This is a genomic window from Paenibacillus cucumis (ex Kampfer et al. 2016), from assembly GCF_019748695.1.
Classification (GTDB): domain Bacteria; phylum Bacillota; class Bacilli; order Paenibacillales; family Paenibacillaceae; genus Paenibacillus; species Paenibacillus polysaccharolyticus.
In genome coordinates this window covers 69,815-87,023 of the sequence record NZ_JACLIC010000007.1, presented here as the reverse complement: position 1 = coordinate 87,023, position 17,209 = coordinate 69,815, and the positions used below count along the sequence as shown (strand labels likewise).

23 protein-coding genes are annotated in these 17,209 nt (G+C 48.1%); 21 read left to right on the top strand and 2 right to left on the bottom strand.

The window, feature by feature from the left end:
• Positions 1–109: 109 nt before the first annotated feature.
• The 16 genes from H7T88_RS03355 to H7T88_RS03280 all read left to right on the top strand — a co-directional run bounded on the left by H7T88_RS03355 (position 110) and on the right by H7T88_RS03280 (position 12,453).
• Positions 110–997 (top strand): TIGR01777 family oxidoreductase, encoded by an 888-nt coding sequence (locus H7T88_RS03355; protein WP_221786853.1) that lies wholly within the window; start codon positions 110–112, stop codon positions 995–997.
• A 258-nt stretch (positions 998–1,255) separates the two neighbouring features.
• A complete protein-coding gene (locus H7T88_RS03350) occupies positions 1,256–2,257 on the top strand; it encodes a beta-ketoacyl-ACP synthase III (protein WP_090922125.1) in 1,002 nt (333 codons plus the stop codon).
• Positions 2,247–3,488: an ATP-grasp domain-containing protein gene (locus H7T88_RS03345; protein WP_221786851.1), complete on the top strand. Its 1,242-nt coding sequence runs from the start codon at positions 2,247–2,249 to the stop codon at positions 3,486–3,488. The genes H7T88_RS03350 and H7T88_RS03345 overlap by 11 nt, the downstream gene beginning before the upstream one ends.
• Positions 3,485–4,474 carry an NAD-dependent epimerase/dehydratase family protein gene (locus H7T88_RS03340; protein ID WP_154886960.1) on the top strand — a complete coding sequence of 330 codons (990 nt, stop codon included), beginning with the start codon at positions 3,485–3,487 and terminating at the stop codon, positions 4,472–4,474. The genes H7T88_RS03345 and H7T88_RS03340 overlap by 4 nt, the downstream gene beginning before the upstream one ends.
• Positions 4,474–5,358 carry an MBL fold metallo-hydrolase gene (locus H7T88_RS03335; protein WP_221786850.1) on the top strand — a complete coding sequence of 295 codons (885 nt, stop codon included), beginning with the start codon at positions 4,474–4,476 and terminating at the stop codon, positions 5,356–5,358. Before H7T88_RS03340 ends, H7T88_RS03335 begins: the two co-directional genes overlap by 1 nt.
• Complete coding sequence (locus H7T88_RS03330; RefSeq protein ID WP_221786849.1) at positions 5,355–6,674, top strand: F390 synthetase-related protein; 1,320 nt, start codon at positions 5,355–5,357, stop codon at positions 6,672–6,674. Before H7T88_RS03335 ends, H7T88_RS03330 begins: the two co-directional genes overlap by 4 nt.
• A gap of 38 nt (positions 6,675–6,712) precedes the next feature.
• Complete coding sequence (locus tag H7T88_RS03325) at positions 6,713–7,717, top strand: SDR family oxidoreductase (protein WP_260510686.1); 1,005 nt, start codon at positions 6,713–6,715, stop codon at positions 7,715–7,717.
• A 76-nt stretch (positions 7,718–7,793) separates the two neighbouring features.
• Entirely contained in the window at positions 7,794–7,946 is a 153-nt protein-coding gene (locus tag H7T88_RS03320) for a hypothetical protein (protein WP_167375768.1), read from the top strand.
• Positions 7,947–8,048: 102 nt separating this feature from the next.
• Complete coding sequence (locus H7T88_RS03315) at positions 8,049–8,603, top strand: GNAT family N-acetyltransferase (RefSeq protein WP_221786848.1); 555 nt, start codon at positions 8,049–8,051, stop codon at positions 8,601–8,603.
• A gap of 24 nt (positions 8,604–8,627) precedes the next feature.
• Positions 8,628–9,506: a protein kinase family protein gene (locus H7T88_RS03310; RefSeq protein ID WP_221786846.1), complete on the top strand. Its 879-nt coding sequence runs from the start codon at positions 8,628–8,630 to the stop codon at positions 9,504–9,506.
• Between the two features lie 70 nt (positions 9,507–9,576).
• Complete coding sequence (locus H7T88_RS03305; RefSeq protein WP_221786844.1) at positions 9,577–9,945, top strand: hypothetical protein; 369 nt, start codon at positions 9,577–9,579, stop codon at positions 9,943–9,945.
• A gap of 13 nt (positions 9,946–9,958) precedes the next feature.
• On the top strand, positions 9,959–10,114 hold the full coding sequence (locus H7T88_RS03300; RefSeq protein WP_186811663.1) for a hypothetical protein: 156 nt from the start codon (positions 9,959–9,961) through the stop codon (positions 10,112–10,114).
• Positions 10,111–10,563, top strand: coding sequence for a hypothetical protein (locus tag H7T88_RS03295; RefSeq protein WP_221786842.1), 453 nt, complete (start codon positions 10,111–10,113; stop codon positions 10,561–10,563). Before H7T88_RS03300 ends, H7T88_RS03295 begins: the two co-directional genes overlap by 4 nt.
• A gap of 12 nt (positions 10,564–10,575) precedes the next feature.
• Positions 10,576–10,974: a hypothetical protein gene (locus H7T88_RS03290; protein WP_221786841.1), complete on the top strand. Its 399-nt coding sequence runs from the start codon at positions 10,576–10,578 to the stop codon at positions 10,972–10,974.
• 81 nt (positions 10,975–11,055) lie between these two features.
• Entirely contained in the window at positions 11,056–11,853 is a 798-nt protein-coding gene (gene murI / locus H7T88_RS03285; RefSeq protein ID WP_221786839.1) for a glutamate racemase, read from the top strand.
• 24 nt (positions 11,854–11,877) lie between these two features.
• Positions 11,878–12,453, top strand: coding sequence for a histidine phosphatase family protein (locus H7T88_RS03280; protein ID WP_221786837.1), 576 nt, complete (start codon positions 11,878–11,880; stop codon positions 12,451–12,453).
• 75 nt (positions 12,454–12,528) lie between these two features.
• Here the strand turns inward: H7T88_RS03280 and H7T88_RS03275 are convergent, their stop codons facing one another.
• Both H7T88_RS03275 and coaA read right to left on the bottom strand, forming a co-directional pair.
• Positions 12,529–12,891, bottom strand: a complete 363-nt coding sequence (locus H7T88_RS03275) for a DUF423 domain-containing protein (RefSeq protein WP_090922151.1) — start codon at positions 12,889–12,891, stop codon at positions 12,529–12,531.
• A gap of 25 nt (positions 12,892–12,916) precedes the next feature.
• Complete coding sequence (coaA, locus tag H7T88_RS03270) at positions 12,917–13,846, bottom strand: type I pantothenate kinase (protein WP_090922153.1); 930 nt, start codon at positions 13,844–13,846, stop codon at positions 12,917–12,919.
• 228 nt (positions 13,847–14,074) lie between these two features.
• Here coaA and H7T88_RS03265 point away from each other — a divergent pair, with 228 nt between their 5' ends.
• The 5 genes from H7T88_RS03265 to H7T88_RS28605 all read left to right on the top strand — a co-directional run bounded on the left by H7T88_RS03265 (position 14,075) and on the right by H7T88_RS28605 (position 17,068).
• Complete coding sequence (locus H7T88_RS03265; protein WP_221786835.1) at positions 14,075–14,863, top strand: DUF3891 family protein; 789 nt, start codon at positions 14,075–14,077, stop codon at positions 14,861–14,863.
• Positions 14,864–15,042: 179 nt separating this feature from the next.
• Complete coding sequence (locus H7T88_RS03260; protein WP_090922157.1) at positions 15,043–15,525, top strand: 8-oxo-dGTP diphosphatase; 483 nt, start codon at positions 15,043–15,045, stop codon at positions 15,523–15,525.
• Between the two features lie 174 nt (positions 15,526–15,699).
• The gene (locus H7T88_RS03255; protein WP_260510685.1) at positions 15,700–16,134 is read left to right on the top strand and encodes a GNAT family N-acetyltransferase; all 435 of its coding nucleotides are present in this window, start codon (positions 15,700–15,702) and stop codon (positions 16,132–16,134) included.
• A gap of 152 nt (positions 16,135–16,286) precedes the next feature.
• A complete protein-coding gene (locus H7T88_RS03250) occupies positions 16,287–16,772 on the top strand; it encodes a GNAT family N-acetyltransferase (RefSeq protein ID WP_090922159.1) in 486 nt (161 codons plus the stop codon).
• Positions 16,773–16,825: 53 nt separating this feature from the next.
• On the top strand, positions 16,826–17,068 hold the full coding sequence (locus H7T88_RS28605) for an NUDIX domain-containing protein (protein ID WP_312027573.1): 243 nt from the start codon (positions 16,826–16,828) through the stop codon (positions 17,066–17,068).
• Positions 17,069–17,209 lie beyond the last annotated feature (141 nt).

Below are 17,209 nucleotides of genomic sequence, written 5' to 3'. Positions count from 1 at the left end.
TACACGGAAATGGAATCCATATCAAACGAAACGGTCTGCTACGTTGTTTAGTCTGATATGAATGCAATGCGTAGATGGCATGATGCATCTGCTGAAATGAGGGGATACCGTGAAAAAGGTTGTACTTGCTGGTGGAACGGGATTTGTTGGTCAAGATTTTACAGTCCGGTTTAAAAAGCTGGGATACGATGTGCTGGTGATCTCACGCCAGTCTGGACACATCGCCTGGGAAGATCGAACAGCCATCATTGAAGCACTTGAAGGCGCGGAGATGCTGATTAATCTGGCTGGTAAATCGGTCAATTGCCGTTATACTGACGAGAATCGTAAAATCATTATGGATTCCAGAACAGAAACCACAAACATTCTTGGGGAAGCGGTATTGGCTTGTGTGCATCCGCCTGAATTGTGGATTAACTCCAGTACGGCTACCATCTATAGACATGCGGAAGATCGTCCAATGACGGAACAAGATGGAGAGATCGGTTCGGGATTCTCTGTGGAGGTTGCCAAGGCTTGGGAGCAGGCATTCTTCGGATTCAAGCTACCATCTACACGTCAAATTGCACTACGCATTGCGATTGTGCTTGGGGAAGGTGGGGTGATGGAACCACTGACGAATTTGGTTCGATTTGGCCTGGGTGGAGCCCAGGGAGCAGGAACCCAAAAATTTAGCTGGATTCATATGGAGGACCTGTTCCGCATGGTGATATTTGTACAGGAGCATCCGGAGCTGGAAGGGGTCTATAATGCTTCATCTCCTCATCCAGTGACCAATCGGGAACTGATGGCAAGTCTTAGGAAGCAGATGGGTGCACGTATCGGACTTCCGTCCCCGCGCTGGATGCTTGAGCTTGGAGCTATATTTATCCGTACGGAAACGGAACTGGTACTCAAGAGCCGCTGGGTCATTCCCGACAGAATCGAAAAGGCAGGTTTTACGTTCACTTATGCTTCGCTGGATAAGGCACTTGCTGATCTCCTTAAATCCAAATAATGGGGAGCAGACAGTTTACATAGGTGCCTCCATTTTCTGACTGTGAAAAACATGTGCAGGAATCATTAATATGTGAATGGGAGGGCAGAGCAATCTGCCCTTCCGTCTATTTCGATGATATTTAGGCTCGGGATCGATCATCAGGCTGTTTCAAATATTCTTTTTCATTATCACTATTATTCAGTTGCAGGTATATTCGTTTAATGGGTAATATCACGAAATTTACATAACACGCATGAAAGAGAAGAGGTTGGGCATATGCAGCTTAGAAGAGTAAGAATCGCAGGTACAGGGAAATACCTGCCTCAGATGAAGGTGACAGACGAAGAGTTGGATGAGCGATTACATGTGCCCGCAGGCTGGGTCAGCAAAGCGACGGGCGTCGGCTATCGTTATTATGCTTCGGACGAGGAGACTTCTTCCTATATGGGTGCCAGAGCGGCAGAAGCAGCTCTGGCCGATGCAGGGCTGTCTTTTGGTGAGATCGATTGTTTGGTATGCACCAGCGGTACGAAAGAACAGCCGTTGCCAAGCACAGCCGTCTTTATCCAGCAGGCCATGGGACAGGAAGAATCAGGTGTTCCTGCCTTTGATATGGATGCGACTTGTCTGAGTTTCCTGAACGGACTTGATGTCATCTCTTATATGGTAGACGCTGGACGTTACCAGCGTGTATTGCTCGTAGCCACCGAGATTGCTTCAGCAGGATTAAACTGGAAAGATCCTGAAAGTGCTGCCTTGTTTGGTGATGGCGCGGCGGCAGTCATCATTGAGCGAGCATCTGAGGAATCCGGGTCACAGATCGTTCATGCATCGCTGCGAACCTATAGCCGCGGGGCACGGTTTTCGGAGATTGCAGGCGGAGGCACGCGGCATCATGCGGCCCAGTATGATGTGGCACATCCAGATCCATTCCTCTTTCATATGGATGGACAGGCGATTTTTCGCATGGCGTCCAAGCTGTTACCCGGGTTTATGAATGAGATGCTTCAAGCTTCCGGGGATCGAATGGAGGATTTCTCTCTGGTCATTCCTCATCAGGGCAGTGCAATGGCGATGCGCCTGATTCGCAAGAAGCTTGGAATTCCGGCAGAACGGTTCATGGATATTACACAAGGTCATGGTAATACGATTGCGGCCTCCATTCCGATGGGATTGCATGAGGCGATTCGTCAGCAACGAATAGAGCGTGGTGATCGGGTATTGATGATCGGAACGGCGGCTGGGCTGTCTTTGGGAGGACTGATCTTTGACTACTAGATTTGCACGACGTGACCAACGTGTGCTTCAAGGACAAACGGGTCATACATACAGGGTACTCCTTACCGGGGGAAGAGCTCCGGTTACGCTGGATTTGGCGCGTATGTTGCATCGGTCAGGTCACCTCGTATTTATTGCGGAGAGTATGGACCATCATCTGTGCAGAACGTCTAGTGCGGTGGAGCAATGCGTACTTGTTCCATCGCCACGTCACCATACGGAGAAGTACCTGTCGGCACTGGAACACTGGGTTAAGATATGGCAGATCGATGTGCTGATTCCGATGTGCGAAGAAGTGTTTTATGTGGCTGGTGGGGCTGAACGCTTAAGGCAGGGTTGTCGTGTTCTTGTTTCCAGTCTGGAGCAGTTGCACGTTCTGCATCATAAGTATGATTTTAATAGGCTTGCCAAGTCTATGGGGCTTCCGGTTCCGGATACACATCTGATTCAAACTCCGCAGGAGTGGCTGGAGATGCAGCAGGTTTTAAAGGGAGAGTGGGTCTGGAAACCGGTCTATTCCCGTTTTGCGGCCAAAGTACGTATGCCGAAACTTGGGTACCACGATCCACCGGGTGAAGATACGTTGTCTCCTGCCTCACCTTGGGTGGCGCAGCGGTACATTCATGGACGAGGACTGTGCACCTACAGTGTAGTGCATGAAGGCCATTTAATCGCGCATGCCACCTACGACAGCCGATATCGTACGGGCAGTGTAGGCGCGAGTGTTTTTTTTGAACAGGTGCAACATGAGGGCACGCGCGCGTGGGTAGAACACTTTGTGCGCACGACGGGCTTCAGCGGACAGATTGGATTTGATTTTATCGAAGACGTGACGGGTCAGGTGTCTGCGATTGAGTGTAACCCGAGGGCAACCAGTGGCATTCATCTATTTCATCCTGGTAACGACTTGGTGCGTGCATTGCTTGAACCTGAAGTGGTACTTAGCGAAGGGATCGAAGTGACACCGCGGTTAGGTAATGATAAGGCGATGTTAGCATTGCCCATGCTGGGAAGTGGTATCCGGCAGATTCATAGCAGCAGAGGTAGCCTGCGAGCTTGGAGGACGGCTTGGCAGGGTGCCAGGGATGTGGTGTATGTGCGGCAGGATCGGCGGCCTTTTTTTGAACAATTTGTGGTCGTACTTGCTGCCTGGCGTCTTGCACGTTCACAGCAGATTACGCTGACGGAAGCACTGACTCATGACATAGAATGGAACGGTGAACAACGATGAAGAGAGCATTAGTGACCGGGGCTACAGGTTGTCTGGGTAGACATCTGGCGATAAGGCTTGCAGCAGAAGGCTGGGAAGTGACAGGCATGGGGCGACAGCAAGAGATCGGCAGTGTGCTTGAAGCGGCTGGAGTTCGCTTTATCAGGGGAGATATTCGAGATGTCCAGATTGTAGATGCAGCATGTACAAGTCAGGATATCGTGTTCCACTGTGCAGCCTTATCCTCACCTTGGGGGAAATATCAGGATTTCTACAGCAGTAATGTGCAGGGAACGCAAAATCTGATTGATCATTCTCTACGCCATCAGGTGCAGCGGTTCGTGCATGTTTCCACGCCGAGTATTTATTTTAACTACATACCGCGTTATGAAGTTCATGAACATGACCTGCTACCGGCTAAATCGGCCAATCATTATGCGGCTACCAAACGTATGGCTGAAGACATTGTGATGGAGGCACATCGTAACGGATTGCCATCGATTATGATTCGCCCGCGAGCCATTTTTGGCCCGTATGACCAAACGCTTTTCCCGCGGATTGTTGCAGCGAATGCCAAGCGGGGAGTACCGATGATTGATGGTGGACAGGCGCTGATTGATCTGACGTGCGTAGATAATGTGGTGGATGCGCTGTTATTGTGCAGTGATGCTTCTGATGATGCGCTTGGGAGAGCCTACAATATTTCGAACGCAGACCCGAGACCATTTGCAGAGCTGGTCGGGACTCTTTTTGACATGTTAGACATGCCGCTGCGGCGTCTGAATATTCCTTATCGAGTGGCCTATGGAGTGGCCAGTATGCTGGAAGGTGTGCATCGATTCATCCCTGCTCTGGGAGAGCCGTTACTGACCAGATACACCGTTGGATCTTTGGGTGTGCCGCAAACGTTGGATATTACCGATGCTAAGGCGCAGCTAGGATATGTACCGCGGGTGTCCATTGAAGCGGGTTTGCGACAATTTGCAGATTGGTGGAGGAGTGAATAATGTTAACAACGAAGCCGGTAAAATTATATTTAGGCGCAGCGGGTTACTGTACTCATCCAGAGTTCCTTACATTACGGGGAGGAAGCATCCGGCCGGTTCGTTTTCCGGCAGGCTTCGCTTGTATTCTCCATCCCGATCATGGCCCAATACTACTGGACACGGGGTACAGTTCACGTTTTTTTGAAGAGACCGCTCGACTTCCGAACGCATTATATCGTCATATCACGCCCGTTGTATTTCGGGAAGAAGACAGTGCCGTCCATTTTCTGAAGCAGATCGGGCTGGTGCCATCAGATATCCGTTATGTTATTCTTTCGCATTTTCACGGGGATCACATTGCAGGTGCCAAGGACTTCCCGGAGGCTCAGTTTATTTATTTGCCGAGAGCCTATGAGGCGGTTCGTTCTCTTGGTTCAATTGCGGCGGTGAAGGCTGGTTTTCTAGCTGGGCTGCTACCTGACGATTTTATCCAGCGCTCACTGCCCGTGAACGACCCTGCCAAGCGATGGGCGGACATGAGTGAGACTACAGGCAAGGAAACCCCATCAGGGTTTCCTTGGGAAGAGGTATACGATCTTTTTGGAGATGGCAGCCTGCTCGGCGTGGAAGTATCGGGTCATGCAGAAGGCATGATGGGCTTATTGCTACGGACAGAGCAACATGATTATTTTTTATGTGCAGATGCAGTATGGTCGAGCCGGGCTTTCCGTGAACAGCGCAGACCTCATGCACTGGCAGGTATTATTATGTCAGATCGGCAGGAGTATAGACAGAACTTTGACAAGCTGGTTCACCTGCATCAACAGTTCCCTCGGCTTCGCATCGTGCCGAGTCATTGCCAAGAGGCGCTGAGCGCATGGGGCACAGGAGGGACAGCGAGATGAGCAATCCGGTTCGTATTGTTACTCATTATGCACTTGCACGTGGTTTACGCAGATGGCGTACCAGGGCGCAGCTTGAACATTGGCAGGAACGCCGGGTCATTCGGCATGTGGAGCGGATACGGGTACAGTCTCCGTTTTACCAAAAGTGGTGGGGAGACCTGAACGCATCCGAGTGGAAACAGTTCCCGCAGATCGATAAAACGGTAATGATGCAGCATTTCGATACGCTGAACACGGTAGGTATTACGAAGGAAGAGGCCCTGATCCTCGCTGGAGAAAGTGAGGATACCCGTAACTTCAAGCAATCCTCCATTCAAGGCGTCACGGTAGGGTTATCTTCGGGCACATCGGGTAATCGAGGCATTTTTCTGGTAAGTGATCGGGAGCAGGATGCGTGGACGGGCACCGTGCTGGCCAAACTTCTTCCGGGCGGGCTGTGGAAACCCGCGAAAATCGCGTTCTTCCTGCGGGCGAATAGCAACCTGTACGAATCGGTCAAGCGTGGCAAGCTGCAATTCCAATATTTTGACCTGCTGGAACGTGTGGATGTCCTGATTGAACGTATGAAAGAATACCAGCCTACGGTGTGGGTGGCTCCTCCTTCCATGCTTCGTATACTGGCTGATGCTTATCAGCAAGGACGTCTAACACATGTGCCTCAGAAAATTATTTCCGTAGCCGAGGTGCTTGACCCTCTGGATCGTAAGGTGCTGGAGCATGTCTTCGGTCAGACGGTTCATCAAGTGTACCAGTGTACAGAAGGCTTTTTGGGAGCGACGTGCGAGCACGGAACGATACATCTGAATGAAGACATTGTGTATATTGAAAAAGAGTACATTGATCCTGCAACCCGGCGGTTCGTGCCTGTGATCACAGACTTTTCCCGAACGTCGCAGCCGATTATCCGGTATCGGCTGAATGATATTTTAACCGAGGCGGCAGCGCCGTGCGCCTGTGGTTCGTTGTTCACTGCCATCGAGCGGATTGAAGGCCGCTGTGATGATACGCTTTATTTTTCACATACCTATGAGAAGAAGGCTGTTTCGGTTTTTCCGGATTTTATCAGTCGTGCCGTGATTGCGGCTTCACCGGCTATTCAGCATTATCGTGTGGTGCAACGTGGCAGTGGGATGCTGGAGGTGTCAATACGGATCAGCGAGGAAGAGGGTCAGGAGCAGGCGCAGGCCGCTGTGTTGCAAGAGTTGGGGAAATTGGCAGGTCGACTGCAATGTGTGCTACCTGAGGTTCAATTTGTGCCGTATACGTTTGAAGCAGGGATCACGAAGTTGCGACGGGTGGAGAGACGGTTAGATTAATTAAAGTTCAACACAGACTGCACATGTACTAGTTAAAAATGAATCGAACGATCATGAAAGTAGGTGATAATGTGACCGTGTGGGCGTATAAAATAGGAGAGGATTTGCCAAAACCTGTGGATGGCAAGGTTACATCAGGAGCGGAAAAAACAACGGAATTACTTCAATCAGCTCATGCAAATGTAACCAGATCAGGCCAGCCGGGGCAACAACCTCCTGTAGCTCTCATTACAGGTACCTCCAGCGGATTTGGGATGCTGACTGCCATCACTCTTGCCAAGCAAGGGTATCGTGTTATGGCTACAATGCGTGATCTAAGTCGAAAGGGAGAACTTGCGAATCGTGCCGAGGAAGCAGGAGTGACCGAGCGGATTCATTATGTACAGCTTGATGTGACAGATTCGGAATCTGTGCATACCGCTGTGGATACGGTGCTTCAGCAATATGGACAAATCGATGTGCTGGTTAATAATGCGGGTTTTGCTGTAGGCGGATTTATTGAGGAAGTGTCGATGGAGGACTGGCGACGCCAGATGGAAACAAACCTGTTCGGGCTTATCGCGGTGACACGAGCGGTTCTGCCTGTCATGCGTGGACAGAAACGCGGGCTGATTGTTAATCTTTCGAGTGTAAGCGGCCTATCCGGTTTTCCGGGATATGCCCCATACGCTGCCTCAAAATTTGCTGTGGAAGGATTCACAGAAAGTCTGCGCCATGAGATGTCTTCATTTGGAATAAGGGTCGTATTGGTGGAGCCAGGAGCCTATCGCACGCCCATCTGGAACAAAGGTCTCGGTGAGATTCACCGGAATGAGGATTCGGCTTATAAACATAAGCTGGATGCGATTCTGCGTTATTCGAAACATGCCAGTGAGACTGCTCCTGATCCGCAAGAGGTCGCTGATCTGATCGGACGCATTGCGCGCATGCGCGCACCAAAATTGCGCTATGCACTGGGCAAAGGTTCACGGGTTCTTATTATTGCAAAGGCGTTGTTGCCGTGGAAATGGCTGGAGTGGCTGATTGCCCGTGGTCTGCAATAGTGGGGAATAAGTGATTATACGACCATACATGAAGCAGAATCATCATCTTTTCCAAGTGGAAATGGAGGTCTGATCAATGTTTGAAGTGATTGTCATTGCGTTGCTCATGATCATTACAGGACTACTCCTGCATATCAACAGCAAACTCCCGGCCCGTGACCGGGTTCAGGAAGCGATGGGACGTGACCGTGATCGGCGCGACAGCCAGAACCAGAGCCGAGATCGGTAGGCGAAGCAGAAAGGATAAACTGAATAAGGGTGTTCCAGAGTAAGAAAGTGATTGTATTATGATTGACCTGATATTTCTTGACATGTAAGGAGTGGATGAGGGATGAGTTCAGATGCTTTCAAAGAAAGGTGTATGCTACGTAATATTCAACGGGACGAATCGGATCTGTACTGGCCTCTGCGGCTTGAAGCGCTACGGACGCATCCCGAAGCCTTTGGCGCTTCATACGAGTTGTCCAGCCAGTTATCCATCAGTGAGGTGAAAGAGCGAATACATAATGAGCCTGATGATTACATTCTTGGTGCATTCACACCTGATGGCATGCTTGCGGGCATGATGGGTTTCAAAAGAGAATATGGTCTAAAGCTCAGGCACAAAGGATTTATCTGGGGTGTCTATGTATCACCAGCTCATCGGGGGAATGGACTGGCTTCCCAGCTGTTATCCGAGGTTCTGGAACGGGGTAAACATCTGGAGACTATGAAGCAGATTAATCTAAGTGTAGTGACTACAAATAGTTCAGCAAAACGGTTGTATGAGCGGCATGGATTTGAAACCTACGGCATCGAACGCAATGCGCTAGAAGTGGGCGGCCAAGGGTATGATGAAGCGCACATGACGTATTTTTACAACAGAAGTGTAGATAAAAACATCTAATTTATAGGCAAGAGGAGGAATTCTATGACCGATCGGGTTGTTCATGAAATAGATGGTGTATCATTTATGTTAAAAGAAAAACATGCCTTCGATTGGCTGACTCCGCTGGGTACTGTCTTCTGTGTATTTGATCAGCAGGACTCCGGCAATATTTCATTCGGTTTGGTGCAGGAGGATGGTCAAAAGCAATTTGTGAAGTATGCGGGGGCACGTACTCTTCAGGCCAATGATATGGCAGACCCGGAGGAAGCTATACGTCATTTGCAGTCTTCCGTCTTGATCTATGAAGATCTGGCACATGACAGTCTGATTCGGTTAATAGATCATTTTGCGACTGATAACGGTTACGCTTGTATGTTCGATTTGGTGGAGGGAGAGTGTCTGCATTCGCACTGGTCTTTCCCGCCTCCAGCCAAGTACGAAGATCCACGCTCACCTTATGTTCAGTTCAGACAACTCCCGGTACAGACGCGAATTCAGGCCATGGAGCGCATTCTGGACTTTCATATTGAAGCGGAGCGCAAAGGATATGTGGCTGTAGACTTCTACGATGGCAGTTTGATTTATGATTTTGCAGCGGACGAGATTCACATCTGTGATATTGATCTATACCGTGCAGGGACATTCACGAATACGATGGGACGGATGTGGGGTTCATCCCGCTTTATGTCTCCGGAGGAATTTGAACTTGGTGCGTCAATAGATGCTGTCACGAATGTGTTTAACATGGGCGCTATGGCCTTTGCACTGCTTGGGGGAGAACTTGATCGCTCCCAGAAACGTTGGGATGCCGGAGAAGCACTATATGAAGTTGCCCTTCGTGCGGTAAATCCGGATCGGTTCCAGCGATTCACTTCTGTGGCGGATTTGGGCTTGGCTTGGAAAGAGGTTATGTACAAGTGAAGTAAAAGTAGATTCGTAACCATGTATAAAAACCCGTATAATGGAAAATGACAAGGAGGCTTGATGGAAGATGTGCCGATATGCCATGTCTGGACCGTATAAAGAAATATATGCATGCTTTAACTGCCGTAAGTCTTATAAACAAGTATCGCCGTATGATCTAAGTAAGGAAACCGCAGCGCGACTTGAACATAAATGTCCACAATGTGCGGAGGTTATGGTGAATATGGGGCATGATTTTCAAGCACCCAAGCAAACGGATATCAAACAGTGGACCAAAGTCATAACGTTATATCAGAATGGTGTTACTTATCATAACTGTGGATGCGGAGCCGGATATCGTCCCACTGAACTACGAGAAGTTCCCGAATTTCTGGAGCAGCAGGCTGCTGGCCGGAGAAGTGAAGGGGAAAAGTTACTTCATCGTTGGATGGAATAGGAGAGCAAATCGTATGATTCGTACTTTCATACAAAAAGACCTAGAATATGTCATTGAAGCGCATATCCGTATTTATCGGGACGAGTATAATTATGATGACAGCTTTGCGGCATGTATTACCTTTGCAGTGAAGCAAGGGCAGAATTTGCGCCAGGAGATAGAGCGATGAAAACAGAACCTGTCTATGCCGAAAATACCATTGTTGGCGTTTGGTTTCAGGGCGTGTGGCGCTGGTACGTCACCGAACGGGAGTATTGGTTTTTAAATATAGAGATGGAAGAACGGTTTGGTATCGATGTATTGAATGAGGAGACGGCGGCTGTGTTCTTACAAGCCATTCAGGAGGAGCAGGTAAGCGCGGCTGAACTGAGGAGTTCGCTTCATCATTTTCGTAAAGCCCATCTTGTCGGTGATGAATGGCTGAAGTATGTGCCGTCCTTTCTTGTCGATTTCGATAAGCGACTATTCTTCTCGATGTTCCCGGAGCCTGCTTCCTTTGAGCATTACATGCCGGATGGCTGGATCGGGAGTTACAAGGAGTTTTTGGAGAGGGTACCAGAGAAGGAACGATACTGGATGGTGCAAGGAAAGTCTTTATTCGAAGAAACCCTTTCTTAGCGAGGTGCTGTAGTGAAACGTAAATGGTTCATGACGAGCTTATTCTCCTTATGTACAGCGCTAGCCTTATCTGCATGTACTGGTACAGCGGATAACCCTTCCGCAGAAGAAACGATTAAACAAAGTTTGAATACGATGGTCAACGAGCCTGTTCTGGCTGCCAGTAGTAACCCGAATGATTATATTGCAGGCCATCGGGACGTATATGAAGCTATTCTACAAACGGGATCAGAAGGTCTGAATTTCTTGTTAAATCAACTTGGTTCCAGCCCGGATAATGGTTTGAAAGAGTGGATCATGGCTCGGGCCAGTGCTGAATTATTGGGAGAAGACAATCCAGTGCAAGACTGGGACAGTGGTAAAGACTGGTTGAGGCAATATAACATGACCACAGCAGATCAATCCGACTAAGATAACCTTCACCTCCAGTCAGCATGAGCAGTACATTTACGGTCCTCAGAACCGAAAGAATACGTTATAGAGGTGACATCTTTGACGAAAAAGATTGCTTTTTTTGATTCAGGCATTGGTGGATTAACGGTACTGCATACCGCTTTACAGCAGTTTCCGGAAGAATCCTATTTATATTATGCAGATACATTACATGTCCCTTATGGAACCAAGCCGGCGGACGAGGTTCGTCGTTATATTTTTGCTTGCGTGGAGGCGATTGTACGGGAACAAGTAGATGCAATCGTGATTGCGTGTAATACGGCAACCAGCTTAGTGGTGAATGATCTGCGTTCCATGTATGACATTCCTATTATCGGTATGGAACCGGCGGTCAAACCGGCCGTCGAGATGAATAGGGACAACGGCAAGCGCGTGCTAGTGTTTGCTACGGCTTTGACACTGAGTCAAACGAAGTATAACGAATTGGTCTCTCGTGTGGATGATGAGCATCGGGTCGATTCCCTTGCGCTGCCTGAACTGGTGGAGTGGTGTGAGCAGCTGGAGTTTGATCCGGTCAAAATAACAGCATACTTCCGCTCCAAGCTAGCAGGCCTGGACCTGGAACAATACGGTACCGTGGTGATGGGCTGTACGCATTACCCGTTCTATACAGCTATTCTGCGTAAGATGCTACCAGATCATATCCGGATTGTTGATGGTAGCGTGGGTACGGTAAGTCATTTGAGTCAAAGACTTGAACTTGGTGCACAGCAGCAAGCTGGAAATACGGGGCAGGTGCAGGCAGGGAATGTGTCCTTTTTCAGTTCATCGGGTCGAACGGAAGATCATAATAAGATGCGTGCAGCACTTCAATATCTAAGCGACAACGTACTGTAGACTAGACTATGGGAGGTGTCAGTAATGGAGTCGATTTACCTGATACGTCACGCAAAAGCCGAAGGACAGGAGCCATACGCAAGTCTGACGGATGAGGGATGCAGTCAGGCTGAAAAATTGGCAGATGTATTGTCTGGTCATGGAATCTCTTATATCGTATCCAGTCCATGGAAAAGAGCCGTACAGACTGCAATGCCTTTGGGTGCAGCGATAGAGCAGCACATTCATACCGATGAGCGCTTGCAAGAAAGAGTGCTGAGTACAAGGGATCTGCCAGACTGGATGGATGTGCTTAAACGTACATATGAGGATGAAGATTGGGCAGCAGAGGGCGGAGAATCTTCCAGAGTCGCAGCTGCCAGAGCTTTGGCGCTGCTGAAGGAATGTTGGCGCAGACCGGAGCGTCATGGAGCTGTTGTTACGCATGGCAACCTGTTGTCCCTAATCATTCGTTATTATGATCCATCCTTTGGTTATGCGGGGTGGGCCAAGCTTTCGAATCCTGATGTATATGTTCTAAAACGGGAGCAGGAGTCTACGAGTGAAGAGGAATATGAGGAGGGGAAACAACCTGCCATTTCCAGACTGTGGCTGGATTGAACAAAAAAGAGCATCCCGGCATCGCATGTTCATTCAGCCAGGACACTCCATATATTTGTTACGCGTTTGTTTTTCTTAAAGAGCTGCGAACAGCAATGTTATCCAGCCGGCAAGGAAGGCTACACCACCTATGGGTGTGACGGCTCCCCACTTGCGAACACCTGTAACACTCAATGTATAGAGACTTCCTGAGAACAGGATGATTCCGGCAAACAAGAGCCATCCCGAGGTCACAACAAGGGATGTAGAGGTTAATCTGTCTGCGAACAGTCCAAGCAGGATGATGCCGAGTCCGTGAGCAATATGATACTGGACACCGGTCTCATAGATTTTGATCATGTCAGCGGATAACTTGCGTTTGAGCGCATGTGCCCCGAAGGCACCGAGTGCAACGGCCAGAAACATCATAATGCTGCCGAGAACCACGAGGGTTTGCATGTTATTTTCTCTCCTTTTAATCAGGTTACAACTTGCGCAATTGAATCTGCTGAATGGAGTGATCGGCTTCTTTTTTCAGAATTAACCGTGCACGTCCTTTGGTTGGTAAAATGTTTTCATGCAGATTTTTCGCGTTAATGTCCTGCCAGATCTGATTGGCTGTCTCAATGGTTTCCTCTTCGTTAATATTGGCGAACCGCTGATGGAAGAAGGAATCCTTGTTCTGAAAAGCGGTCTGACGGAGCAACTTGAAACGTTCGACGTACCAGTGACGAATGTGTTCTTCCTCTGCATCAATGTAGATGGAGAAGTCAAAGAAATCACTTACAAGTAATGGAGTCTCCCGCTTCACTTGTAATACGTTGATGCCTTCAATAATCAGAATATCCGGCTGGCAGATTGTTTTCTCTTCCCCCTGGATTACGTCGTAGGCCAGATGTGAATAAACCGGTGCTTGTACCTCAGGCTTGCCTGATTTTACATCGCCCATAAACTTAATGAGTGATTTAATATCATAACTTTCAGGAAAACCTTTGCGGTTCATGATGCCTTTTTCTTGCAACACCGCATTGGGATATAAAAAGCCGTCCGTGGTGACCAGATCGACCTTGGGTTTGTTTTTGCCTCTGGCAAGTAACGCCTGAAGCAAGCGGGCTGCTGTGCTTTTTCCCACGGCAACACTGCCCCCGATCCCGATAATATAGGGGGTGTGAAGCGTTTCTTTTTTCATAAAAGAGGCCGTTAGGCGATCAAGCTCTCTTGATGCTCTTGCATATAGGTCAATGAAGTGGGTTAGGGGCAAATAAACATCCTCAACTTCCTGAATGGATACTTCTTCGTTCAAGCCCTTTAATTGTTCCAGTTCAGCTTCCGTCAGCGGAAGAGTGACCTGATGTTCTTTGAGTCCGGCCCATTCTTTGCGGTTAAACTCGATGTAAGGTGAGTATAAATTCATGAGATCCCGCTTTCTGTATGTAATGTAATCGAAGACACAATCATTAGTGTACCAAATTTCAGCGAACTGACAACACCTTTACATGCTCTGCTTAATCCGAAATGTTATAAATACCGGGATAAGGTAGCTTAACTGTAGGATGAAAGGCAGCTTATAAGAAAGTGTAACCCAAATTATGTTAAAGTCAACGTAAATGTAAACGTAAACCATGCGGAAGGGTGACAGCAAATGATCGTATATGAGAGAGAGCATGATTTTGTTTTGACCGCACAGCATGAGCATGGAATTGTCGCTGGAGATATGGCTGCACATTGGAAAAAGAAGTGGCTTCCCCACGGCTCGCATCGGGATGACCTGATTCTCGCGGCGAAGGAGCATGACCGGGGCTGGATTGACTTGGATGCCGCTCCTTTATGGAACGATTATAGTCAAATTCCGTACTCCTTTCGTGATTTCCCGCTGAGACCGCGTTTTGTGTTTTACCGCAAGGGAATCGAAGAAGTAAGGCAGCAGAATCCTTATGCGGGTTTACTATGTAGCCTGATGTATACAGAGTTGTTTCAAAAAACGCTGGGGGCTAATTCTGAGGATGATGATGACATCAGGCAGTATTTGCAAGAAGAGCAACTACAGCAGGAGAGTTGGAAGAAAGAACTGGGCGTTAATGCTTCAGAACTGGAAGTGCGGCTGAAAAACGATGTAGAGATCATGCTGTTCTGTGACCAGCTTAGTCTCTTTTTATGTATGGAAGAGCCAGGCACACCTACGGCGCGTTATGATTTTTTTGCAGAAGGGCTCGGCTGTAGTTTTGACACCTGTCCAAGTTCCAATGTCCAAGTTGAGTGGGTGTCAGGCGAAAAGGTGGCGTTATCCTTTTTCCCATTTGATGAGGAGTTCGAAGTGACGATGTCTTATAAAGTGATACCCAAGGCCAGCATCCGCAAGTTTGGGATGTTACAGGCATATCGCCGGGCGGACTGGAAGAAACGCCAGATATGGATTACAACTGTATCCTAAGTTAAGCTTAAGCGTACCTCTAATTTAACGAAAACCACAAATATACGTGATCAAAAGGCGGGCATCTGATATTACGGGCGTCCGTCTTTGATATGGAACAAAGTCTAGCAGGAATAAACGTATGATTTCCAGAAATGTTTAGTAACAACGTAAGAAAAGCGCATCTTGGGAGGCTGAACATGAATTATCAGGTTGAGATTTATACGATGAGCATGGTGTGGAACCCGGTTAGCGATCAGGTTTTGCTGATGAACCGGCCGAGTCATAAAGGGTTTCCGGGGTACATTGCTCCTGGCGGTAAAGTGGAGTTCCCCGAAAGTATCGTGGACGGGGCCATCCGTGAAGTTCGTGAAGAGACAGGACTTTGGGCCAAGCAAATTACATATAAAGGGCTGGATGAGTTCTGTGATCCTGAGCAAGGGTTAAGATATATGGTGTTTAATTATCTGGTGACTTCATATGAAGGCGAACTTCTTACCGACCCGCCGGAGGGGGAGTTAGTATGGGTACCCTTGAAACAGGCATTGGAATTGCCGATGCAAGACTGGTTTGCAGAGCGGTTCCCGCGATTTTTTAACTCAGGTACATTTGAACGAAGTGTAGTTTGGGAGAAGTCGAGCGGACGAACCTTGCAAGAGACGTTCAAGACATATAGTGATTAGACTGTGACCATGTTTCTGACTTACTTCGAAAATGTCTGGGATAAGGTGAAAGAAGAGGTCTATCGTGCAGAGGAGCCTGACTGAATAGCAACGATCACATCATATCCATATCTATATATTTAGTTCCAGATATTATGATATAATGGAATTTACTTTGTTTTGGAGGTGCAAGCGATGGGAATCGTATTTCGAGATAAGCTGGATGGAATTGGTAGTGAGCAATTAACTGGCGGGTTCTTTGACGGTTGGCCGAACCCGCCATCACCTTCAACATTTCTGAAATTGCTAGAGCAGTCGTATGCGATTGAACTTGCGATCGATGAGCAAACCGGGAATGTCGTCGGTTTTATTCAAGCGATCTCGGATGGAGTACTTAGTGCATATGTTCCTTTGCTGGAAGTACTGCCGGAGTATAAAGGTCAAGAGATCGGAAGTGAACTCACACAGCGCATGCTTCAGCGTCTACAGGGGCTATATATGATCGATCTCTTGTGTGATCCAGATGTCCAGACGTTTTATGAAAAACAAGGAATGCAGAGATCGACGGGGATGTCCATTCGCCATTACTCCAATCAAGCAGGACACATAGACAACAAACAGAACGACTAACATAGATTTCGAGACAGCAGAAACATCAGGAATAACAGGATCATGAGGAGACTGGGAGCTTCAGAATGAGTAATTTGTAGATTTGCCATACATAGGCTTCTGCAAACGGCATGGAAAAGAATAATATGGATGTGAAAAGGTGGGGGATTGGCATGAACTTGTCGTTCCGAATATTGGACTGGGATGAAGAAAAACCGTATGAACTTTTATTGATGGCAGATCCTTCAAAAACGATTGTAGACGAATATCTCAGCAGAGGTGTTTGTTTTATAGCAGAGTATGAAGGAGAGATGGTAGGAGAGTTTGTATTACTTAAGACTCGTCCGGAGACAGCAGAGATTGTGAACATCGCGGTACAGGAGGAACTGCAAGGACAGGGTGTTGGCAAACACATGATTAAGGAAGCGATGGAGGCGGCAAGAAGGCTAGGTTGTCGTATATTGGAGATCGGAACGGGCAATTCAAGCTTTCATCAATTGAAGCTGTACCAGCGCTGTGGATTTCGGATAACCGGCGTGGACCGGGACTTTTTTGTGAGACATTATGAGGAAGAGATAATCGAGGACGGCATCCGCTGTGTAGATATGATTCGCCTGTCCGTTGACCTGAATGACATCACAGACGAGGAGAAGAAGTAGAGCAGAAGTGAAGAAACTGAAATTTCGAAGTAAGGGAAGGGTAGGGCGCAAATGTGAACACGCATACGCATGTTGGTGTATATGGACTGGCTGTGTGGGAACAATTCTATCTGCTGATCCAGAAGGCTCGTGGGCCATACTACGGAAAATGGGATTTGCCCGGTGGAAGAATGGAATTCGGGGAGTCACCGGAAACTGCATTGAAACGAGAGTTTGATGAGGAAACAGGGATCATTCCTTTGCAATGGTCCATTCGTTCCTCACAATCCGCTGGAACAGATCAAAAGAAATCCTGATGGTGAAGACTCGCTGGGAGCAGCGTGGTTTACATTAGAGCAAGTGAAAGATCTGCAATTAACGCCCTTTGCACAATATATGATGAATCTTTCCCAGAAGGAAAGATAGGACCATCAGTCAGGAAGCCGCCGGGATTTGCA

Coding starts and splice junctions, on each gene's coding strand:
- H7T88_RS03350 (WP_090922125.1), top strand. CDS start 1,256: ATGCAGCTTAGAAGAGTAAGAATCGCAGGTACAGGGAAATACCTGCCT.
- H7T88_RS03340 (WP_154886960.1), top strand. CDS start 3,485: ATGAAGAGAGCATTAGTGACCGGGGCTACAGGTTGTCTGGGTAGACAT.
- H7T88_RS03335 (WP_221786850.1), top strand. CDS start 4,474: ATGTTAACAACGAAGCCGGTAAAATTATATTTAGGCGCAGCGGGTTAC.
- H7T88_RS03330 (WP_221786849.1), top strand. CDS start 5,355: ATGAGCAATCCGGTTCGTATTGTTACTCATTATGCACTTGCACGTGGT.
- H7T88_RS03325 (WP_260510686.1), top strand. CDS start 6,713: ATGAATCGAACGATCATGAAAGTAGGTGATAATGTGACCGTGTGGGCG.
- H7T88_RS03320 (WP_167375768.1), top strand. CDS start 7,794: ATGTTTGAAGTGATTGTCATTGCGTTGCTCATGATCATTACAGGACTA.
- H7T88_RS03315 (WP_221786848.1), top strand. CDS start 8,049: ATGAGTTCAGATGCTTTCAAAGAAAGGTGTATGCTACGTAATATTCAA.
- H7T88_RS03310 (WP_221786846.1), top strand. CDS start 8,628: ATGACCGATCGGGTTGTTCATGAAATAGATGGTGTATCATTTATGTTA.
- H7T88_RS03305 (WP_221786844.1), top strand. CDS start 9,577: ATGTGCCGATATGCCATGTCTGGACCGTATAAAGAAATATATGCATGC.
- H7T88_RS03300 (WP_186811663.1), top strand. CDS start 9,959: ATGATTCGTACTTTCATACAAAAAGACCTAGAATATGTCATTGAAGCG.
- H7T88_RS03295 (WP_221786842.1), top strand. CDS start 10,111: ATGAAAACAGAACCTGTCTATGCCGAAAATACCATTGTTGGCGTTTGG.
- H7T88_RS03280 (WP_221786837.1), top strand. CDS start 11,878: ATGGAGTCGATTTACCTGATACGTCACGCAAAAGCCGAAGGACAGGAG.
- H7T88_RS03275 (WP_090922151.1), bottom strand. CDS start 12,891: ATGCAAACCCTCGTGGTTCTCGGCAGCATTATGATGTTTCTGGCCGTT.
- coaA (WP_090922153.1), bottom strand. CDS start 13,846: ATGAATTTATACTCACCTTACATCGAGTTTAACCGCAAAGAATGGGCC.
- H7T88_RS03265 (WP_221786835.1), top strand. CDS start 14,075: ATGATCGTATATGAGAGAGAGCATGATTTTGTTTTGACCGCACAGCAT.
- H7T88_RS03260 (WP_090922157.1), top strand. CDS start 15,043: ATGAATTATCAGGTTGAGATTTATACGATGAGCATGGTGTGGAACCCG.
- H7T88_RS03255 (WP_260510685.1), top strand. CDS start 15,700: ATGGGAATCGTATTTCGAGATAAGCTGGATGGAATTGGTAGTGAGCAA.
- H7T88_RS03250 (WP_090922159.1), top strand. CDS start 16,287: ATGAACTTGTCGTTCCGAATATTGGACTGGGATGAAGAAAAACCGTAT.